13 protein-coding genes and 1 pseudogene are annotated in these 16,620 nt (G+C 74.3%); 6 read left to right on the forward strand and 8 right to left on the reverse strand.

Features of this window, described 5'->3' with window-relative positions:
* Positions 1-69 precede the first annotated feature (69 nt).
* Entirely contained in the window at positions 70-1,509 is a 1,440-nt protein-coding gene (locus ABEB00_RS21830) for an MFS transporter (protein WP_345621675.1), read from the forward strand.
* 99 nt (positions 1,510-1,608) lie between these two features.
* Here the strand turns inward: ABEB00_RS21830 and ABEB00_RS21835 are convergent, their stop codons facing one another.
* Positions 1,609-2,796, reverse strand: coding sequence for a flavin-containing monooxygenase (locus ABEB00_RS21835; protein ID WP_345621676.1), 1,188 nt, complete (start codon positions 2,794-2,796; stop codon positions 1,609-1,611).
* 127 nt (positions 2,797-2,923) lie between these two features.
* On the opposite strand from ABEB00_RS21835, the pseudogene ABEB00_RS21840 reads away from it, so the two are divergent.
* Positions 2,924-3,058, forward strand: a pseudogene (locus ABEB00_RS21840) (GNAT family N-acetyltransferase); the annotation flags it as partial.
* A gap of 4 nt (positions 3,059-3,062) precedes the next feature.
* On the opposite strand, the gene ABEB00_RS21845 reads toward ABEB00_RS21840, so the two are convergent.
* The 3 genes from ABEB00_RS21845 to ABEB00_RS21855 all read right to left on the reverse strand — a co-directional run bounded on the left by ABEB00_RS21845 (position 3,063) and on the right by ABEB00_RS21855 (position 5,113).
* Positions 3,063-3,746 (reverse strand): pyridoxine/pyridoxamine 5'-phosphate oxidase, encoded by a 684-nt coding sequence (locus tag ABEB00_RS21845; protein WP_345621677.1) that lies wholly within the window; start codon positions 3,744-3,746, stop codon positions 3,063-3,065.
* A gap of 70 nt (positions 3,747-3,816) precedes the next feature.
* Positions 3,817-4,242: a pyridoxamine 5'-phosphate oxidase family protein gene (locus ABEB00_RS21850; RefSeq protein WP_345621679.1), complete on the reverse strand. Its 426-nt coding sequence runs from the start codon at positions 4,240-4,242 to the stop codon at positions 3,817-3,819.
* Positions 4,243-4,477: 235 nt separating this feature from the next.
* Entirely contained in the window at positions 4,478-5,113 is a 636-nt protein-coding gene (locus ABEB00_RS21855) for a TetR family transcriptional regulator (RefSeq protein ID WP_345621719.1), read from the reverse strand.
* Between the two features lie 134 nt (positions 5,114-5,247).
* Between ABEB00_RS21855 and kbpA the strand changes: the two genes are divergently transcribed.
* From kbpA to ABEB00_RS21870, 3 genes are all read left to right on the forward strand, one after another.
* On the forward strand, positions 5,248-6,057 hold the full coding sequence (gene kbpA, locus ABEB00_RS21860; RefSeq protein WP_345621681.1) for an AfsK-binding protein KbpA: 810 nt from the start codon (positions 5,248-5,250) through the stop codon (positions 6,055-6,057).
* A gap of 214 nt (positions 6,058-6,271) precedes the next feature.
* Complete coding sequence (afsK, locus tag ABEB00_RS21865; protein ID WP_345621682.1) at positions 6,272-8,635, forward strand: protein serine/threonine kinase AfsK; 2,364 nt, start codon at positions 6,272-6,274, stop codon at positions 8,633-8,635.
* A 115-nt stretch (positions 8,636-8,750) separates the two neighbouring features.
* Positions 8,751-9,284: a hypothetical protein gene (locus tag ABEB00_RS21870; RefSeq protein ID WP_345621683.1), complete on the forward strand. Its 534-nt coding sequence runs from the start codon at positions 8,751-8,753 to the stop codon at positions 9,282-9,284.
* A 50-nt stretch (positions 9,285-9,334) separates the two neighbouring features.
* Here the strand turns inward: ABEB00_RS21870 and ABEB00_RS21875 are convergent, their stop codons facing one another.
* From ABEB00_RS21875 to afsR, 3 genes are all read right to left on the reverse strand, one after another.
* Entirely contained in the window at positions 9,335-9,787 is a 453-nt protein-coding gene (locus ABEB00_RS21875; RefSeq protein ID WP_345621684.1) for a phospholipase, read from the reverse strand.
* A 320-nt stretch (positions 9,788-10,107) separates the two neighbouring features.
* On the reverse strand, positions 10,108-10,299 hold the full coding sequence (afsS, locus tag ABEB00_RS21880) for a regulatory protein AfsS (protein WP_345621685.1): 192 nt from the start codon (positions 10,297-10,299) through the stop codon (positions 10,108-10,110).
* Positions 10,300-10,765: 466 nt separating this feature from the next.
* Positions 10,766-13,726 carry an SARP-family global regulator AfsR gene (gene afsR, locus ABEB00_RS21885; protein ID WP_345621686.1) on the reverse strand — a complete coding sequence of 987 codons (2,961 nt, stop codon included), beginning with the start codon at positions 13,724-13,726 and terminating at the stop codon, positions 10,766-10,768.
* Between the two features lie 306 nt (positions 13,727-14,032).
* Between afsR and ABEB00_RS21890 the strand changes: the two genes are divergently transcribed.
* On the forward strand, positions 14,033-14,845 hold the full coding sequence (locus ABEB00_RS21890) for an endonuclease/exonuclease/phosphatase family protein (RefSeq protein WP_345621687.1): 813 nt from the start codon (positions 14,033-14,035) through the stop codon (positions 14,843-14,845).
* 97 nt (positions 14,846-14,942) lie between these two features.
* Here ABEB00_RS21890 and ABEB00_RS21895 read toward each other — a convergent pair whose 3' ends face one another.
* Complete coding sequence (locus tag ABEB00_RS21895; protein ID WP_345621688.1) at positions 14,943-16,478, reverse strand: CehA/McbA family metallohydrolase; 1,536 nt, start codon at positions 16,476-16,478, stop codon at positions 14,943-14,945.
* Positions 16,479-16,620: the final 142 nt, after the last annotated feature.

Raw genomic sequence — 16,620 nt, forward strand, 5'->3', positions numbered from 1 at the left:
CCCGATCCTAACGAACACTGACGTGCGGGCCACTCGTTCGTACGGCATCGGCGACCGAAGCTCTATGACGTGACCCAGACAACCGATGCCATGGCCGCCGAGGAGCCGACCGAACCCTCCCGCCCGGACCAGGGCGGACCGGACCAGGACGGACCGGACCAGGACGGACCGGACCAGGGCGGACCGGACCAGGACGGCCAGGAGCAGGGCGGACCGGACAAGGGCGGAGCGGACCGCGGCCGGGCGCGTCGCCGCGGCCGGGTGCACCGGGCCTGGTTCGTCGCCGCCGTCACCTTCGTGACGATCATCGGCGCGGCCGCCTTCCGTTCTGTGCCCGGACTCCTCATCGACCCGCTGCACGCCGAGTTCGGCTGGTCACGCGGCACGATCGGGGCCGCCGTCTCCGTCAACCTCGCGCTCTACGGTCTGACCGCCCCCTTCGCCGCGGCCCTGATGGACCGCTTCGGCATCCGGCGGGTGGTCGCCGTCGCCCTGACCGTGATCGCGTTCGGCTCCGGACTGACGTACTGGATGGAGTCGGCCTGGCAACTGATGCTCTGCTGGGGGCTGCTGGTCGGGCTCGGCTCCGGTTCGATGGCGCTGGCCTTCGCGGCCACCGTCACCAACCGCTGGTTCACCACCCGGCGCGGACTGGTCAGCGGCATCCTCACCGCGGCCTCGGCCTCCGGGCAGTTGATCTTCCTGCCGCTGCTGAGCTGGATCGTGGAGACGTACGACTGGCGGCCCGCCGCCGTCACGGTCGCGCTCGCCGCGCTCGCCGTCGTCCCCTTCGTCTGGCTGCTGCTCCACGACCACCCGGCCGACCTCGGGCAGAAGCCGTACGGCGCGCGGGAGTTCGTACCCAAGCCCGCGCCGGTACGGGGCGCCGCCCGGCGCACGCTCGGGGTGCTCTTCTCCGCCGCGCGCACCGGCCCGTTCTGGCTGCTGGCCGGGACCTTCGCCATCTGCGGCGCCTCGACCAACGGCCTGGTGCAGACCCACTTCGTGCCCGCCGCGCACGACCACGGCATGCCGATCACGGCCGCCGCCTCGCTGCTCGCCGTCATCGGTGTCTTCGACGTGGTCGGCACGATCGCCTCCGGCTGGTTCACCGACCGCTTCGAACCGCGCCGCCTGCTCGCCGTCTACTACGCACTGCGCGGCGTCTCGCTGCTCTTCCTCCCGCTGCTGCTCGCGCCGAACGTGCACCCGCCGATGATCTTCTTCATCGTCTTCTACGGCCTGGACTGGGTCGCCACCGTCCCGCCCACCCTCGCCCTGTGCCGCGAGCGCTACGGCGACGACAGCGCGATCGTCTTCGGCTGGGTCCTCGCCTCGCACCAGGTCGGCGCCGCCCTCGTCGCCTTCCTCGGCGGCGTCGCCCGCGACACCTTCGGCACCTACGACGTCGTCTGGTACGCCTCCGGGGCGCTGTGCGCGGCGGCGGCCCTGATGGCTCTGGTGATCCGCCGCCACCAGCCGTCCGACCTGCCGGTGGTACCGCTCTGACCGGTGCGTACGCCCGCCGCCGCGAGGTGCGGAAGGCGGCGGGGCGGGGGGACCCGCCGGATACCGCGAACGGGGCTCCTGCGGACGGGGCTCCTGCGGTCAGCCCGGCAGCCGGGACACCCCGTCGGCGTCGCGGCGGGCGACGGCCTTCGCGATGCGGGCCGCGTCGCGGGCGAGTTCGCGGAGCATGCCGCTGATGGGGTTGGTGAAACCGGTGAAGTACAGGCCGGGCGCGTTCTTCGGGGAGCGGCCGCCACGGACGACCGGCCGGCCGCTCGCGTCGAGCACGTCCAGGTGGCCGACCAGGTTCTCCAGGCCGCGGACGTATCCGGTCGCCGCGATCACCGCGTCCGGGGCCACCCGCTCGCCGTCGGCGAGGACCACCCGGCCGTCCTCGAAGCCGTCCACGGCGGCCACGACCTCCACCCGGCCCCCGCGCACCGCGTCGATCAGACCCGCGTCCTGCACGGGTATGGACCCCTGTCTCACGCGGCTGTAGAGCCCGGTGCCGGGGCGGGGCAGACCGTGGGCCGACAGGTCGGGCACGCTCAGCCGGGCCACCGGCCGGGCCAGCCGGTCGACCAGGGCGACGGGCAGCCGGCGGACCAGGACGCCCGTGTACTGGGCGGGCCAGCCCGCGGTGGAGCGGCGCAGCAGGTGCGGGGCGGTGCGCACGGAGAGCCGTACCCGCGAGGCGCCGCCGTCCGCGAGGTCGACGGCTATCTCGGCGCCGGTGTTGCCGACGCCGACGACCAGGACGTCCCGGCCGGCGTAGGGCCCGGCCGCGCGGTAGGCGCCGGCGTGCAGGAACTCGCCGGTGTAGGTGTCGCGGCCGGGCCAGCGCGGCAGCCGCGGGGTGTGGTTGTACCCGGTGGCGACGACGACCGCGGCGCCGGTCAGCTCGCGGCCCCCGCTGGCGTGCAGCAGCCAGCCGGCGCCGTCGGGCGCGCGCTCGACGCGGTGCACCTCGACGCCGGTGACCACCTCCAGGCGGTGGTGTTCGGCGTACTTCTCCAGGTACCGCACCACGTCGTCCCGGGACGGCCAGCGGCCGAAGCGGCGCGGCATCGGCAGGCCGGGCAGCGCGGACAGGCGGCGGGTGGTGTGCAGGCGCAGCCGGTCGTAGTGGCGCCGCCAGGACGCGCCGACCTGGTCGGAGCGTTCCAGGACCACCGCCCGCAGGCCCCGGGCGCGCAGGGCGTACGCGACGGCGAGCCCGCCGGGGCCGCCGCCGACCACGTAGACGGGGCGGTCCGCGGGGGGTGCGGGCGGGGAGGAGTCAGCCATGAGCGCGAGCGTAATGACGCGACTCGTCGATGGGTCTCGGCCGAGACCGGAATTGGTTGCTGATTGATCACGGTTGGCCGCCGGGGGCCGGGAGACGACCGTCGACCGCCCTCGGAGAGGGTGACTCCGGGTCGCCGAACGGTGCGGGTTCCGCGCCGAGGGCGTCCTGCGCGGGGCGATGTACGAGGAGAACCGGCGCGACGCCTTCCGCGACGTCCACCTGCACGCCCGCCTTGCCATGGACGAGGCGCCGGCGCGCTGACCGCTCACGGCCAGAGCAACCGCCGGTCCCACCCCGTCCCGGCGGCCTCCGCCGAGGACCCGCGCCGGTAGGCGAGGCGTACGTGACGGCGGTGCGGGTCGCCCTGGAAGAACTCCACCTCGTCCGGGCGCAGGCGGTACAGCGTCCAGGTCGGGGCCGGGGTCCCGGGGTGCGCGGCGGCCCGGTCCCAGGCCGTGGCGGAGGCGTCGGCCAGTTCCGCGAGGGAGCCGAGTGCCCGGCTCTGCCGGCCGGTGAGCGCGGCGGCCAGCGCACCCGTCGAACGGGCGTGCAGATCGGCCTGCGCCTGCTCGGCCGGGGCGACGGTGACCGGGCCGCGCACCCGCACCTGACGGCCCAGCACCGGCCAGTGGAAGGCGAGGGCGGCGTACGGGCGGGCGGCGAGGTGGCGGCCCTTGCGGCTTTCCGCGTGGCCGGCGAAGGACCAGCCGCCGGCGTCAGCGCCGTGCAGCATCACGATCCGCACGTCCGGCGTGCCGTCCGCGTCGGCCGTCGCCAGGGAGACGGTGTGCGGCTCGCGCTGCCCGGCCGCCACCGTCTCGGCGAACCACCGGGTGAACAGGGGCAGCGGCTCGTCGGGCGCGGCGTCCGGGTCGAACGGCGGCAGCTCGGTGGTCTCCGGGTCCCACACCCGAAGGGACCTCAGCAGCTCGTGAAGATCGCTGTCCATGCTCCGGTCCTTGGTCCTTGGTCCTTGTTTCCTGGTTCCTGGTCTCTGGTCCTTGCTTCGTGGGCCCCGGTCACACCGAGCCGAGGTCGGAGGAGACCCACCGCTCCGGCCGCAGCCGTACGACCACCTGGTCGCCGTGGTTCTTCGAGGCGAAGTCGATGTAGCCGTCGACCTTCTCGGCCGGGAGGTAGCGGGCGGAGATCTCCCGCAGGTGGCCGGAGGTGGCCGGGAACGTCTCCACGACCGGGCCCTCCACCGACACGTACCTGATGGTGGGCTCCACCCGCTCCACCATCAGCGAGAACCGGCCCGCCGCCTTGATCAGTTCGTACTTGCGCGAGGTCGCGCCGGTCATGATCCAGACGTCGCCGCCGGGTGCGTACTGGTACCAGATCGGCACCGTCAGCGGGGCGCGGCCCGCGCCCGCGTCGACCGCCAGCGCGGCGATGTGCGGTTCGGCCAGGAACTGCTCGCGTTCTGCACGGGTCAGGGCCATGGTGGTCTTCTCCTCGGACGGTCGCGGGGCGTCGTCGTGCCGGTTCCGGCACAACGCGGGCGGGCGCGCGGGTGTTCCCACCGCGGGGCCGCCGCCGGACCGCCGCGGGACCGCCGCGGGACCGCCGCGGGACGCGACAGGCGGCGGTCCACTCGGGTGAACCGCCGCCTGGCAGACAGGACTTGGACAGGACTTGATGCCAAGGGGGAGTGCGGGGTCGCGTGACCCCGCCCGGTCACCGCGTCGGCTTCTTCCCGGTGATGCCCAGGTGGACCAGGAGGGAGAGGCTGGGCTTGAGTTCGGCCTGCTTGACGCCCCAGGAGGAGAAGCCCTTCTGGTGCGAGGCGGCGGCGGCGAGCATCGTCACCAGCGCGCCGGCCACCGCCGCCGGGTTCACGTCCTTGTCGACCTTGCCCTTGGACCGCAACTCGGCGACCGACTCCGCCAGCGAGCTGTTCACCGAGTTCAGGATCTTCATCCGGAGCTTGTAGAAGCGCTTGTCGCCCTCGGCGGCCCCGAGGTCGACCACCCGGAGGATGGCGTCGTTCTTCCGCCAGAACTCCAGGAAGCCGTCGACCAGTTCCTGCGCCGTCTGCCAGCCGGCCTTGCCCACCCAGGAGCGGCCCTGGACCAGACCGGTCAAGGCGGCGCTGTCGGCGACCGTTTGCTCGGCGAGCTCCAGGACGGCGCCCTCGACGTCCGGAAAGTACTGGTAGAAGGTGGCGGGCGAAGTGCCTGCCTTCCGGGCGACATCGATGACCTTGACGTCCCGGTACGCGGAGGAGCTGAGCATCTCGCTGAGGCAGTCGAGCAGCTTCTGGCGGGTCGCCTGCCCTCGCCGGCCGGCCACGCGGCCGTCGACGGTACGCACTTGTCCTGTCATGTCGTCAGCTTACCGACGGGTGATCGGAGCGCTATTCGGCCGACTGCAAATGGGGTGCGGGGGCGCGCGGAGGGCGCTGTGCCTGGTCTGCGCGGTGCGCGGCGGACGGTTACTTTGACGACATGGCCGAAAACAGCGCATCCGCGTACCCGGAGGGCGTCCCCTGCTGGGTGGACGCGCAGCTCCCCGACGTGGCGGCGGGCAAACGCTTCTACGGCGGGCTCTTCGGGTGGACCTTCGACGCCCCCGGCGGCGACCGACCCCCGGACGCCGAGCCCCCGGACCCAGGACCTCGGGACCCAGGACCTCGGGACCCAGGACCTCGGGACTCAGGACCCCGGAACTCCCGGGCCCTGGCGCGCCTCGGCGGTGATCCGGTCGCCGCGCTCGCGCCCAAGCGGGACGGCCGGATGCCGACCGTCTGGACGGTGTACTTCGCCACCTCCGACGCCGTCGCCCTGGCCGGGCGGATCCGGGCGGGCGGCGGGCAGCTCGTCACCGCACCGCACCCGGCCGACGGGGGCACGGCGGCGCTCGCCGCCGACCCGCAGGGCGCCGTCTTCGGCCTGTGGCAGCCGGCCGGCCACGCCGGTTTCGCCCGGCGGCACGAGCCGTCCACCTTCACCTGGGCCGAGCTGTACACCCGGGACACCGAGGCCGCCGACGCGTTCTACGGCCACCTGTTCCACGACGCCCTCTTCGGCCCGGGAGCCGAACCCGACTTCGGCCGGGCGCCGGTCTCCGCCGTCTTCCCCGCCGAGATGCCGCCGCACTTCCTCGTCCACTTCCTCGTGGCGGACGTCGAGGCGGCGCTCGGCACGGTGGCCCGGCTCGGCGGACGCGTCCAGGTCCCGCCCTTCGAGACGTCGTACGGCGGGGTCGCGGTGGCCGGGGACGACCAGGGAGCCTCGTTCGCCCTGCTGCAACGGTGATCCACGACTGCAGGGGCGCGCCGCGCCGGTGAGCAGATGCAGCCCTTTGCCCGTAAATGACGTGAGACACCCTGATTGCCCGCGGGTTCGCCACCGGGGCCCGGGACAGGAAGAATCGGGGTGCGTGGCGCCACGCCGGTGCGGTGGTGAGACGCTGCACTTCGGCCGCGTACATATGTGGGTGGCGCGGTTCGTACGGGGAGGTGGCAAGCAAGTGGTGGATCAGCTTACGCAGCACGATCCGCGGCGGATCGGGCCGTTCGAGGTGCTGGGGCGGCTCGGGGCCGGCGGCATGGGGCTGGTCTATCTGGCGCGCTCGGCGTCCGGACGGCGCGTGGCGATCAAGACGGTGCGCACGGAACTGGCCGAGGACCAGCTCTTCCGGGTGCGCTTCACGCGTGAGGTCGAGGCGGCCCGCGCGGTCTCCGGTTTCTACACGGCGGCCGTGGTCGACGCCGACCCGCGCGCCGCCGTGCCCTGGCTGGCGACCGCCTACGTGCCGGCACCCTCGCTGGAAGAGATAGTGAACGAGTGCGGGCCGATGCCGGCCCAGGCGGTGCGCTGGCTGGCGGCGGGCGTCGCCGAGGCGCTCCAGTCCATCCACGGTGCCGGACTGGTCCACCGCGACCTCAAGCCCTCCAACGTCCTGGTCGTCGAGGACGGCCCCCGGGTGATCGACTTCGGCATCGCCTCCGGTGTCTCGAACACCCGTCTGACGATGACCAACGTCGCCGTGGGCACCCCCGCCTACATGTCGCCCGAGCAGGCCAAGGACTCACGCAGCGTCACCGGCGCCAGCGATGTCTTCTCCCTGGGCTCGACCCTCGTCTTCGCCGCCACCGGCCACGCCCCGTTCCACGGCGCCAACCCGGTGGAGACGGTCTTCATGCTGCTGCGCGAGGGCCCCGACCTGGACGGGCTGCCCGAGGAACTCCGCCCGCTGATCGAGTCCTGCATGCAGATGGAGGCGCACGGCCGGCCCAGCCCCGCCGACCTCCAGTCCCAGCTCGCCCCGCACCTGTTCGGCTCCGGCTCCGACGACAGCGGTACGGCGTCGGCGTGGCTGCCCGAGCGCGCGGTGAGCCTGATCGAGGGCCGCCGGGGCGGCCGTACGTCCGTCAAGGCCGCGCCCGCCGCGGGCCGCGGCGGCGGTGGCCGTGTCGCCCAGGTCCCGCCCCCGCCCGCGCACGACCCCGTCGTCCCCGCCCGGGCGGTGCCCGCGCCGGCCGGCGGCCCGGACACCGGGCCGGTGCGACTGGCGGGCGCGGCGGTGGCCATCGGCCCCGGCCCCCGCGTCGCCGACATGCGCGCCACCGCCGTCAAGGCGCCGGCCCCCGAGGCCGCCCTCGCCGCCTCCTGGTCCAAACCGCGCCCCGGCGTCAACGGCGCCGACCCCGCCGTGACCGCCGCGCCGCCCGCCCCCGCCGCGCCCCCGGACGCGGCGGCGGCCGGCTGGCGGCCCTGGCGGTTCCGGATGTCCAACGACGTCTGGGGCACCCCCTCGGTCGCCGACGACCTGGTCTACGTCACCTCCTTCGAGGTGCACGCCCTGGACGTGGCCACCGGCCGCCGCCGCTTCAAGACCCGCGACGTGGCCTGGTCGATGGCGGTCGCGGACGGCCGTATCCACGCCTCCGACGGGCCCACCCTCTTCGCCCTGGACGCCCGCGAGGGCGGCGACCTCTGGCGCCTGCAGACGGATGCCTGGGTGTACTCCCTCAAGGCCGACCGGGGCACCGTCGTGGCCGGCACGCGCGGCGGCGGCGTCCAGGCGTACGAGGCGGCCGGCGGCCGGAAACTGTGGGAGCTGTCCGGCTGCCAGACCGAGTTCGAGTCCCCGGAGGCGGGCGCGGCCCTGCACGGCGGGACGGTCTACGTCTGGCAGGACGCCCGGCTGCGCGCCCTGGACGCCCGTACCGGCGACGAGCGCTGGTCGTACCCGATCGGCGACGCGGCCTCCTGCGGCGGCGTCCCGGTCCGCCTGACCCACGCGGAGGACGGTTACGTCTACGTCTGCGCCGGCACCCGCGTGCTGGCGCTCGACGCGACCGGCGGCCACGTCCGCTGGCACTTCGAGGCCCCCGCGGTCTTCCTCTCCCCGCCGGTCTTCGTGCCGGGCCCGGCCGTCACCGGCGGCGGCGTCTACCTGGCCGACTACCTCGGCACGGTCTACGCCCTGGACGCCGCCGACGGCCGCGACCGCTGGCGCATCGCGACCGAGTCCCGCGCCTCCACCGAACCGGTCCTGGTCGCCGCGGGCCATGTCCACGTCGGCAGCGGCAAGGGCCTCTACACCCTGGACGCCGTCACCGGCACGCCCAAGTGGCGCTTCCAGGCGGGCGGCGACATCGTGGGCGCCCCCGCGGTGGCCGAGGGCCGCATCCACTTCGGCTCCACCGACCACCTCCTCTACACGCTCAAGGCCGACGACGGCCGGCTGCGCTGGAAACTGGCGACCGGCGGCGAGATCACCGGCACGCCGGTGGTGAAGGACGGCATCGTGTACGCGTGCAGCAAGGACAGGTGCGTGTACGCGCTCGACGCGGAGAAGGGCACGGGGACGGCGCGCACGGCCTGAGTCCACCCGCGCCGGCCCCACCCCGTCGCGCCCCGCCCCGCCCCGCCCGTCCCGGGTGCGGGCCCGTGGCTGTGCAGTGACATGCTCGTGACACGTGCCGATTAGTGTGGCGTACATGCGGACACGGGGGAGAGTGCTCAAGTGGACGACGGTCGCGGCGCTGACGGTCCTGGCGCTGACCGGTTTCTCGACGGGACGCGGCCACGGGGGCGGCGGTAGCGGGAGCGACTCCGGTGGCGGGTGCAGTTCCTCCTCCCAGGATCACGACAACTCCTCGTCGACGTCGGGCGGCAGTGCCTACAAGGACGACGACGAGTACGGCGACTACGACGACACCTCCACCCCAGGCTCCGGCTCCGGCGGCAGCACGGTGTCGGTCCTCCAGGACGCCACCGTGAAGCTGGTGAGCTGCGCGAGCGCCGACCGGCCGTACGCCACCGTCGAGGTCACCAACCCCAACTCCCGCTCGGGCACCTTCTCGGCGTCCGTCGACTTCCTGGACGCCACCCACACCACTCCGCTGGACTTCGGGTACGTGGACGTCACGGTGCCGGCCGGGGCCACCAGGACGGCGAAGGTGCCGGTCGACGCGGGCCACCTCGACGCGCTCGACCACTGCGCGGCGGACGAGACGGCCGCCGCCGCCTGACCGCCCGCCTGACCGGCTGCTCGACCGGCCCGGCCGCCCGGCCTGCGTGCTCAGCCGAACGCCCGCACCGCCTGGTAGTACGTCCAGGCGGTGCTGGTGCAGGCCGTCTTCGTGCCGCCGCTGTAGGAGTTGCAGACCCGCTTGAGGTCCTCGTACAGGGCGCTGTCGAGGCGGGGCTTGTTGGCGGCGAAGGCGCCGGCCGCCTTGTAGTTGCGGTAGCCGAAGTCGTGGCGGGCGCACGAGGTGGCGAAGGGGAAGCCGAGCGGGTTGTCCGGCGAGGAGGAGCAGTAGTCGGTCGTCCAGTCGAAGCCGTACGCCGACCAGGCGGACTGGTGGGCGCGCGCGGTGTTCCACTGGCTGTAGCTCGACGCGCTGGTCTGGGTCCAGCGGGAGAGGACCTGGGGCTTGTCCGCGGGGGCGGCGTCCGCGGCGGTGGCGGTGGCGACGACCGTGCCGAGGGCGAGGGCCGAGGCGGAGAGAGCGGTGGCGAGTCTGCGGTGCATTGCACACCTCCATGAGGCTGCCGCCCGCTGATCGGGCAACAGGTCCATGTCAAGAGAATCGCCAAGTGGAACGGTGTCTCACACCTCTTGAGGTCGAATGTTCACCGAATTCCGGAAGACGAACGGTTACCCGCCGATGTCGACCGCATTCTGACGGAGCGCCGGCCCGACGGAGCGCCACCGGTCTCGCGGAGCGCCGACCGAGTGCCGGACAGACGTCGGCCGCGACGGCCCCCCTGCACGCCGCCGCGGCCGACCATGTCCCCGGATTCCTCCGGATTCCCCGGAATCCGGTTTCTCTGTCGCCTACTTGCTACTTGCTACTTGCCGCCGAGGTCCAGCGCCGGCGGGGCCGGCATCGCGTTGTCGAACGTGGTGATCGCCGCCTCGGCGACCGCGGGCCCGCCGGGCAACGCGCTGTCGCGCGCGGTGACCAGCTTCTCGGCCGCGGGCGGCGCGGGCATGGCGTTGTCCTGAGTGGTGACGGTCGCGTCCTTCTTCGGCTCGTTCATGGGCGTCGTTCCTCTGTCTTGGGTGACCAATGAGGAACGCCCGTCCGGTATCTCCCCCGAGGAATGCCGGACGGGCGTTCGGAGCCGCACAGTAACCGGTGGGGCTCCAGGCCGGACCGTCTGCCCCCCGACGCGACGGTTCGACAGGGACCACAGTGCCGGAGACCGATAAACAAACGCTGAACGCCTCCGTTCAGCCCTTCCCGGGTCCAGCGCCCCGTTCAGCGCCGTTGCGCACCCCCGTGTGAAGCGCGCGCTCTTCGTGCCCTTGCGCACTCCCTCGACGCCATCACGCGCCCGGCGCACGGTGGAGCCCACAGGGGAGGGCGTTCCCGGTACGGAAGCACCACTGCCGGACCCGGGCTCAGCAGGAGGCGCCCGGCACCCGCCCACCCGGCTGGTGCCGGCACCGGGCGGCGCCGCGGGCTCGGGCGGGACGCCGGCCGGGCGGGTGCGGTGCCCGTGTTCACCCCGTCGAGGCGGGTGCGAGCAGGACGCGTACGGCGTCGGCCTCCGGGGCGCTGCTCAGGTCGTAGAGGTGGACCGCCTCCGCCCAGCAGGCGCGGGCGCGGTCCGCCTGGCCCAGCGCGGCCAGCGCCCGGCCCAGCAGGGTGAGGACGTTCCCCCGCATCCGGTCGCCGCCGATGCAGCCCAGGGTGAGCGCCACCTCCGCGTGCCGGGCGGCCTGCGCGGGGCGCCGGGCGCCCAGATGCACCTGCGCGATACGGAAGTTGGTCACCCCTTCCCACAGCCGCTGCCGGTGGTCGTGGAAGATGCGCTGGGCGCGGTGGAACTCGGCGAGCGCCTCGGTGCGGCAGTCGGCCTGGTTCAGCGCCACGCCGAGCGCGAAGTGGCTGTTGGCCAGCCGTACCGACCGGCCGATCCGGCTGTGCGCGGCCAGTCCCTGCCGGGCGATCAGCACCGCCTTCGCGGTGTCGCCCATGCCCAGGTAGGCCCGGGACAGATTGCCCAGGGCGGTGGCCTCGAAGGGCCGGTTCCCCGCCGCCCGCAGCCCCTCCAGAGCCCGGTCGAAGAAGGTCTTGCCGTCGGCGAACCGGCCCTGGTGCAGACAGAGCAGGCCCCGGTTGTTGGCCACCCAGCTCACGGCGGTGGCGTCGCCCGCCTCCTGGGCCAGCTCCATCGCGACCCGGGCCTCGTCCTCCGCCTGCTCGATCCGGCCGGAGACCAGCAGCACGTCGCTGAGGACGGTACGCGCCCGGCCCTCCGCCCGCGCGTCGCCCGCCGCCGCCGTGGCCTCGCAGGACGCCCGCGCCGCCGCCTCGTACTGGTGCGAGAAGGCACCCGACTCGGTCAGGTCCTTCGCCGCCCACAACAGGTCCACCGCCCGGCGCAGCCGCTCGGTCCCGGCCGCCTGGCGGACCGCGGCCAGCAGCGAACCGGCCTCCGTGTACAGCCAGTCCAGGGCCGCGGTCTCGCCGGTCAGGGGCAGCCCCGGATAACGGGTCGGCTCCAGCGCGTCGACCAGCCGGTCCTCGGGGCGCTCGATGCCGTACACCCGGGCGGTGGTGGCCAGGTAGAAGTCGAGGAGCCGGGAGAGCGCCGCCGCCCGCTCGCCGGCCGGCGACTCGTCCCGCTCCGCGCACGCCCGCGCGTAGAGCCGGACCAGATCGTGGAAGCGGTAGCGGCCGGGCGCCGCCGACTCCAGCAGCGAGGTGTCGACGAGGGACTCCAGCAGGTCCTCCGTCTCCTCCGCCGGCAGGTCCAGTACGGCCCCGGCCGCCGCCAGCGAGATGTCCGGCCCGTCCGCGAGGCCGAGCAGGCGGAACGCCCGCGCCTGAGCCGGTTCCAACTGCCCGTAGCCCAGCTCGAAGGTGGCCTTCACCGCGAGGTCGCCGGCCTGGAGTTCGTCCAGGCGGCGCCGCTCGTCGGCGAGCTTCGCGGCGAGCACCGACACCGTCCAGGTGCGGCGGGCGGCCAGCCGGGAGGCCGCGATCCGGATCGCCAGCGGCAGGAAACCGCAGGCGGCGACCACGTCGAGGGCGGCCTCCCGCTCGGAGCCGACCCGCTCCCCGCCCACGATCCGGGTGAACAGGGCGAGTGCCTCCTCCGGCGACATCACGTCCAGGTCGAGCAGGTGCGCCCCGGCGAGGCCCACCATCCGCACCCGGGAGGTCACCAGCGCCGCGCACCCCTCGGTCCCCGGCAGCAGCGGACGGACCTGCGCCGCGTCCCGGGCGTTGTCCAGCAGCACCAGCACCCGCCGCCCGTCCAGCAGCGACCGGTACAGCGCCGCCCGCTCCTGGAGGGAGTCCGGGATCGCCGAGTCCGCCGTGCCCAGGGCGCGCAGGAAGGACCCGAGTACCGTCTCCGGTTCCGCCGCGCGGGCGCCGGCGCCCTGGAGGTCGACGTAGAGCTGCCCGTCGGGGAAGGCGACGCGGGCCCGGTGGGCGACGTGCACCGCCAGCGTGGTCTTGCCCACGCCCCCGATGCCGGCCAGCGCGGACACCGCCATCACCCGGCCCGAGCCCCCGCCCGTCGGCCCGGTCAGCACCGCGCTCAACTCGGTGACCAGGGCGGACCGGCCGGTGAAGTCCGGCACGCTCGCGGGCAGTTGCGCCGGACGCACCGGCGGCGCGGGCGCCTCGGCCTGCGGGGCGGACGGCCCCGCCAGCTCCGGATCGGCCTGGAGGATGCGGCGCTGCAACTCGCGCAGGCCCGGCCGGGGCTCCACGGCCAGCTCCTCGTCGAGCAGCCGGCGGGTGTCGGCGTACACCGCGAGCGCCTCCGCCTGCCGGCCGCTGCGGTACAGGGCGAGCATCAGCAGTTCGCGCGGCCGCTCCCGCAGCGGGTGGGCCGCCGTCAGCGCGGTCAGCTCCGAGACGGCCTCCGCGTGGCAGCCCTGCTCCAGGTCCAGATCGAGGCAGAGCTCCAGCAGTTGCAGCCGCCACTCCTCCAGCCGCGCCCGCTGGGCCCGCGCGTACGGCCCCGGCACCCCGGCCAGCGCCTCGCCGTCCCACCGCGCCAGCGCTCCGCGCAGCAGCTCCCGGGCGTGGCTCAGATCACCCTCGCTGCGCGCCTTCTCCGCCTCGGCGGCCAGGTCCTGGGCCTCGGCGAGATCGAGCGCCCCTTCGCCGAGGCCCCGTACGGCGTACCCGCCCGACTCGCTGACCAGCACCCCCGCGTCGAGCACCTTGCGCAGCCGGGAGGCGTAGGTGCGCACCGCCGCCAGTGCCTGCGACGGCGGGTCCTCGCCCCACAGGGCGTCGATCAGCTCCGCCGCCGTGGCCGTACGGCCCTCGCGCAGCAGCAGGGCGGCCAGCAGGGCGCGCTGCTGGGGGGAGCCGGTGGCCAGCGCCTGCGTGCCGCGCCAGGCGCGCACCGGACCGAGCACGGCGAAGCGCAGGGGCGCCGGTTCCGCCGGGGAACCAGACCGCCGCTGCTCCGGAACTCGCGGCACACCGTCCATAGGTCCCCCTAGACATCCTGAACAACTCCGTCAGTTTGCCTTGTTGATGCCGACTCCGTCAGCCGCGGGGGACGCCGGGCACCAGCGGGCGTGCAGCATCTCACAAGGTCTGCACGCCTTCTCCTCCCTCCCTTCAGGGCTCCGGGCGAATCGTCGTCTCCGCCCTGAGCCGGCTTCCCGTCGTGAGCCGACATCGATTCTTCGGCTCCTCGTCTCGTGTCCGCCTCATGTCCGTCTCATGTTCTTCCCTGTTCCACGGAAAGCCTCATGGGACGGCGGGAACGGCGAGAGACGGGTGGTAAGGGCGTGCGGGTCGTGACCTGGAATCTGTGGTGGCGGTTCGGCCCCTGGGCGGAGCGGCAGAAGGCCGTCCTCGCCGTCCTGCGGGAGCTGCGGCCCGACGTGGTGGGACTCCAGGAGGTCTGGTCGGCGGAGGGCGGGAACCTCGCGGAGTGGCTCGCCGGGGAGCTGGGCCTGCACTGCGCCTGGGCGGAGTCCGGCGCCCCCGGCCGGTGGCAGCGGCGGATCGGCGACGACACGGTCGGCATCGGCACGGCGGTGCTCAGCCGCTGGCCGGTCGCGGAACGGGCCGTGCTGCGGCTGCCGGTCCCCGAGGAACTGGACGACGGCCGGCTCGCCCTGTACGCCGGACTGGACACCCCCGGCCACCTCGTCCCCTTCTTCACCACCCACCTGACCTCGGTGCCAAACGCCTCGGCGGTCCGCGCCGGGCAGGTCGCCGCGCTCGCGGAGTTCGTCGCCGGACACCGGCGCGAAACCGGCTTCCCGCCCGTGGTCACCGGGGACTTCAACGCCCGGCCCGACTCCGACGAGCTGCGCCTCCTGGGCGAACGGGGCTTCCTGGACGCCTGGCGGTACGCCGACCCGGCCGCGCCCTCCGCCACGGTGGACCCCGCCAACCCCTACGTCACGTCGGGTGGCCCCGGACTCCGCATAGACCACATCCGCGTGGGCCCGCCCGGCCCCGGCGGACTCGGCCGGGTCCGGGCGGTCCGGCGGGCCGGCGACGGCCCCGTGGACGGCGTCTGGCCCTCCGACCACTTGGCGGTCGTCGCCGACCTGGACGGCGACGGGGGCCACCTGCCGGACCGGGCCTGAGGCCCGCACCGCCGGCCGGCCGGAGCCTGGCCCGGCCCGACCCGACCCGGACGAGGGCCTGAGGCCCGCCCCCCGGCGGCCGGGGCGGCGTCGCGTCCTACCCGCGCCCCAGCCACACCGGATTCGTGAACGCCGCCAGCGCCCCGGGCAGCGGCCCCGCCGCCGTCTCGTGCCGCAGCTCGGCCCGTACGTAGGCGGCGTACGACGCGGTGGTCCGCCACTCGACCGTGCCCGCGCCCGACACCGGCAGCGGGGCACTGGTGTGCAGGACGCCCTGGTCGGTGACGAAGCGGACCGTGCAGCGCGGGGCGCCGGTGACCGCCAGGCGGACGGTGACCGGGGTGTCCGGGTCCACCCGCAGCCGCTCCCCGATCCCGGCGTGCTCCCCGCGCCCGCCGGCCGCCGTGAACGCCAGCGTCACCTGCGCCGACTCGGCGACATAGGACCGGCCCGCGCGGATGCCGTCCTGGATCGCCTCCCGGGTCAGGTCCTCGGCGAGGACCACGGTCTGCGGCAGCCCGATGACGTCCGGGTCGCGGTGGGAGTCGCTGCTGCCCATCGCCGGAATCCAGGCGCGCCCTTCACGCCCTTCACGCCCTTCACGCCCTTCGCGCACGGCGGCGACCAGCATGCCGTCCCAGTCGGCGAGCGCCACCTCGTCGTCGGGCGTGTACGGCCCGTTCCACACCTCGACCGCGTCCGCCTCGCCGAAGCCGAACTTCCAGTTGCAGCCGATGCAGGTGGCGTGCGGATGGGCCGGTACGACCAGACCGCCGGCCCGGCGGATCTGCCGGGCGAACCGGCCGAAACGGTTGTCGCGGGCCCGGTAGCGCCAGTCGACGAACGTGCCGGGGTCGGTGCCGAGGGCGACGACGTGACCGTTGCGCGTGGTCACCTCCTCGCCCAGCAGGACCAGCAGGTCGGCACCGGCCGAGTCCGCCCAGTGGGCGTGCGCCGAGTGCGTGTTGTGCTCGGAGGAGTTGATGAAGTCCAGCCCGGCCGCCCGCGCGAGCGCCGCGATCTCCGCCGGGGTGCGGCGGCCGTCGGAGTGCCAGGAGTGCAGATGGCAGTCGCCCCGGTACCAGGCCCGGCCCCGCCCCTTCGCCCGCTCCGGCGGATACACCGGCCGCACCGGGGTGCCGGGCTCGCCGTAGCTCAGCGTGACGGTGATCTCGTACGACAGTCCCTGCGGGGCCACGGTGTAGGGGCCCAGCGCGAGATGCCAGGTGCCCGCCCGCACCGGCCCCGGGAGGTACCCCGGGGTGGCCTCGTCGGCGCGCAGGAAGAACTCCGTGCGCGCCCCGCCCGACCAGCCCCGGAAACCCCGGCCGCCCAGCTCGGTGCCGCGCTCGTCGAAGATGCCGATGTCGAGGGCGTTGCCCGCGGTGCCGGCCGGGACGGCGGGCCTCTCGTAGGTGTAGGCGACCCGGATCTCCCGCACCCCGCGCGGTACTTCCACGGGCAGGTACACGAAGTCCGGCGACCCCGTCGGCAGGGTGCCGCGTACGGTTCTGGTCTCCTGCTCCCGGCCCTCGGCCGAGGCGAAGCTCACGGTTCCCAGTGTGAGCGCGGCGGCGGTGCCCGTCACGAACAGGGCGCGTCTGCCGATACCGGTGTGATCGTCCTCGCACATGCTGCTGCTCCCCAGAGTGATGCCGGGTGGTGCGCGCAACCTTCGTATCGCGCGGTGAACTCCGGTGTAAGGGAGGGGAATGGACGGAAGAAGGTATCGCCGGAGAGTCGAGGCCACCCGTACCCGTCCGTACCCACCCGGA

The organism is Streptomyces ziwulingensis, assembly GCF_039542605.1.
Lineage (GTDB): Bacteria > Actinomycetota > Actinomycetes > Streptomycetales > Streptomycetaceae > Streptomyces > Streptomyces ziwulingensis.

Excerpts from the sequence above, each read along its gene's own strand:
- ABEB00_RS21845 (WP_345621677.1), bottom strand. The coding sequence starts at position 3,746 with ATGGACAGCGATCTTCACGAGCTGCTGAGGTCCCTTCGGGTGTGGGAC.
- afsS (WP_345621685.1), bottom strand. The coding sequence starts at position 10,299 with ATGAACGAGCCGAAGAAGGACGCGACCGTCACCACTCAGGACAACGCC.
- ABEB00_RS21835 (WP_345621676.1), bottom strand. The coding sequence starts at position 2,796 with ATGGCTGACTCCTCCCCGCCCGCACCCCCCGCGGACCGCCCCGTCTAC.
- ABEB00_RS21850 (WP_345621679.1), bottom strand. The coding sequence starts at position 4,242 with ATGGCCCTGACCCGTGCAGAACGCGAGCAGTTCCTGGCCGAACCGCAC.
- ABEB00_RS21875 (WP_345621684.1), bottom strand. The coding sequence starts at position 9,787 with ATGCACCGCAGACTCGCCACCGCTCTCTCCGCCTCGGCCCTCGCCCTC.
- afsR (WP_345621686.1), bottom strand. The coding sequence starts at position 13,726 with ATGGACGGTGTGCCGCGAGTTCCGGAGCAGCGGCGGTCTGGTTCCCCG.
- ABEB00_RS21895 (WP_345621688.1), bottom strand. The coding sequence starts at position 16,478 with ATGTGCGAGGACGATCACACCGGTATCGGCAGACGCGCCCTGTTCGTG.
- ABEB00_RS21870 (WP_345621683.1), top strand. The coding sequence starts at position 8,751 with ATGCGGACACGGGGGAGAGTGCTCAAGTGGACGACGGTCGCGGCGCTG.
- kbpA (WP_345621681.1), top strand. The coding sequence starts at position 5,248 with ATGGCCGAAAACAGCGCATCCGCGTACCCGGAGGGCGTCCCCTGCTGG.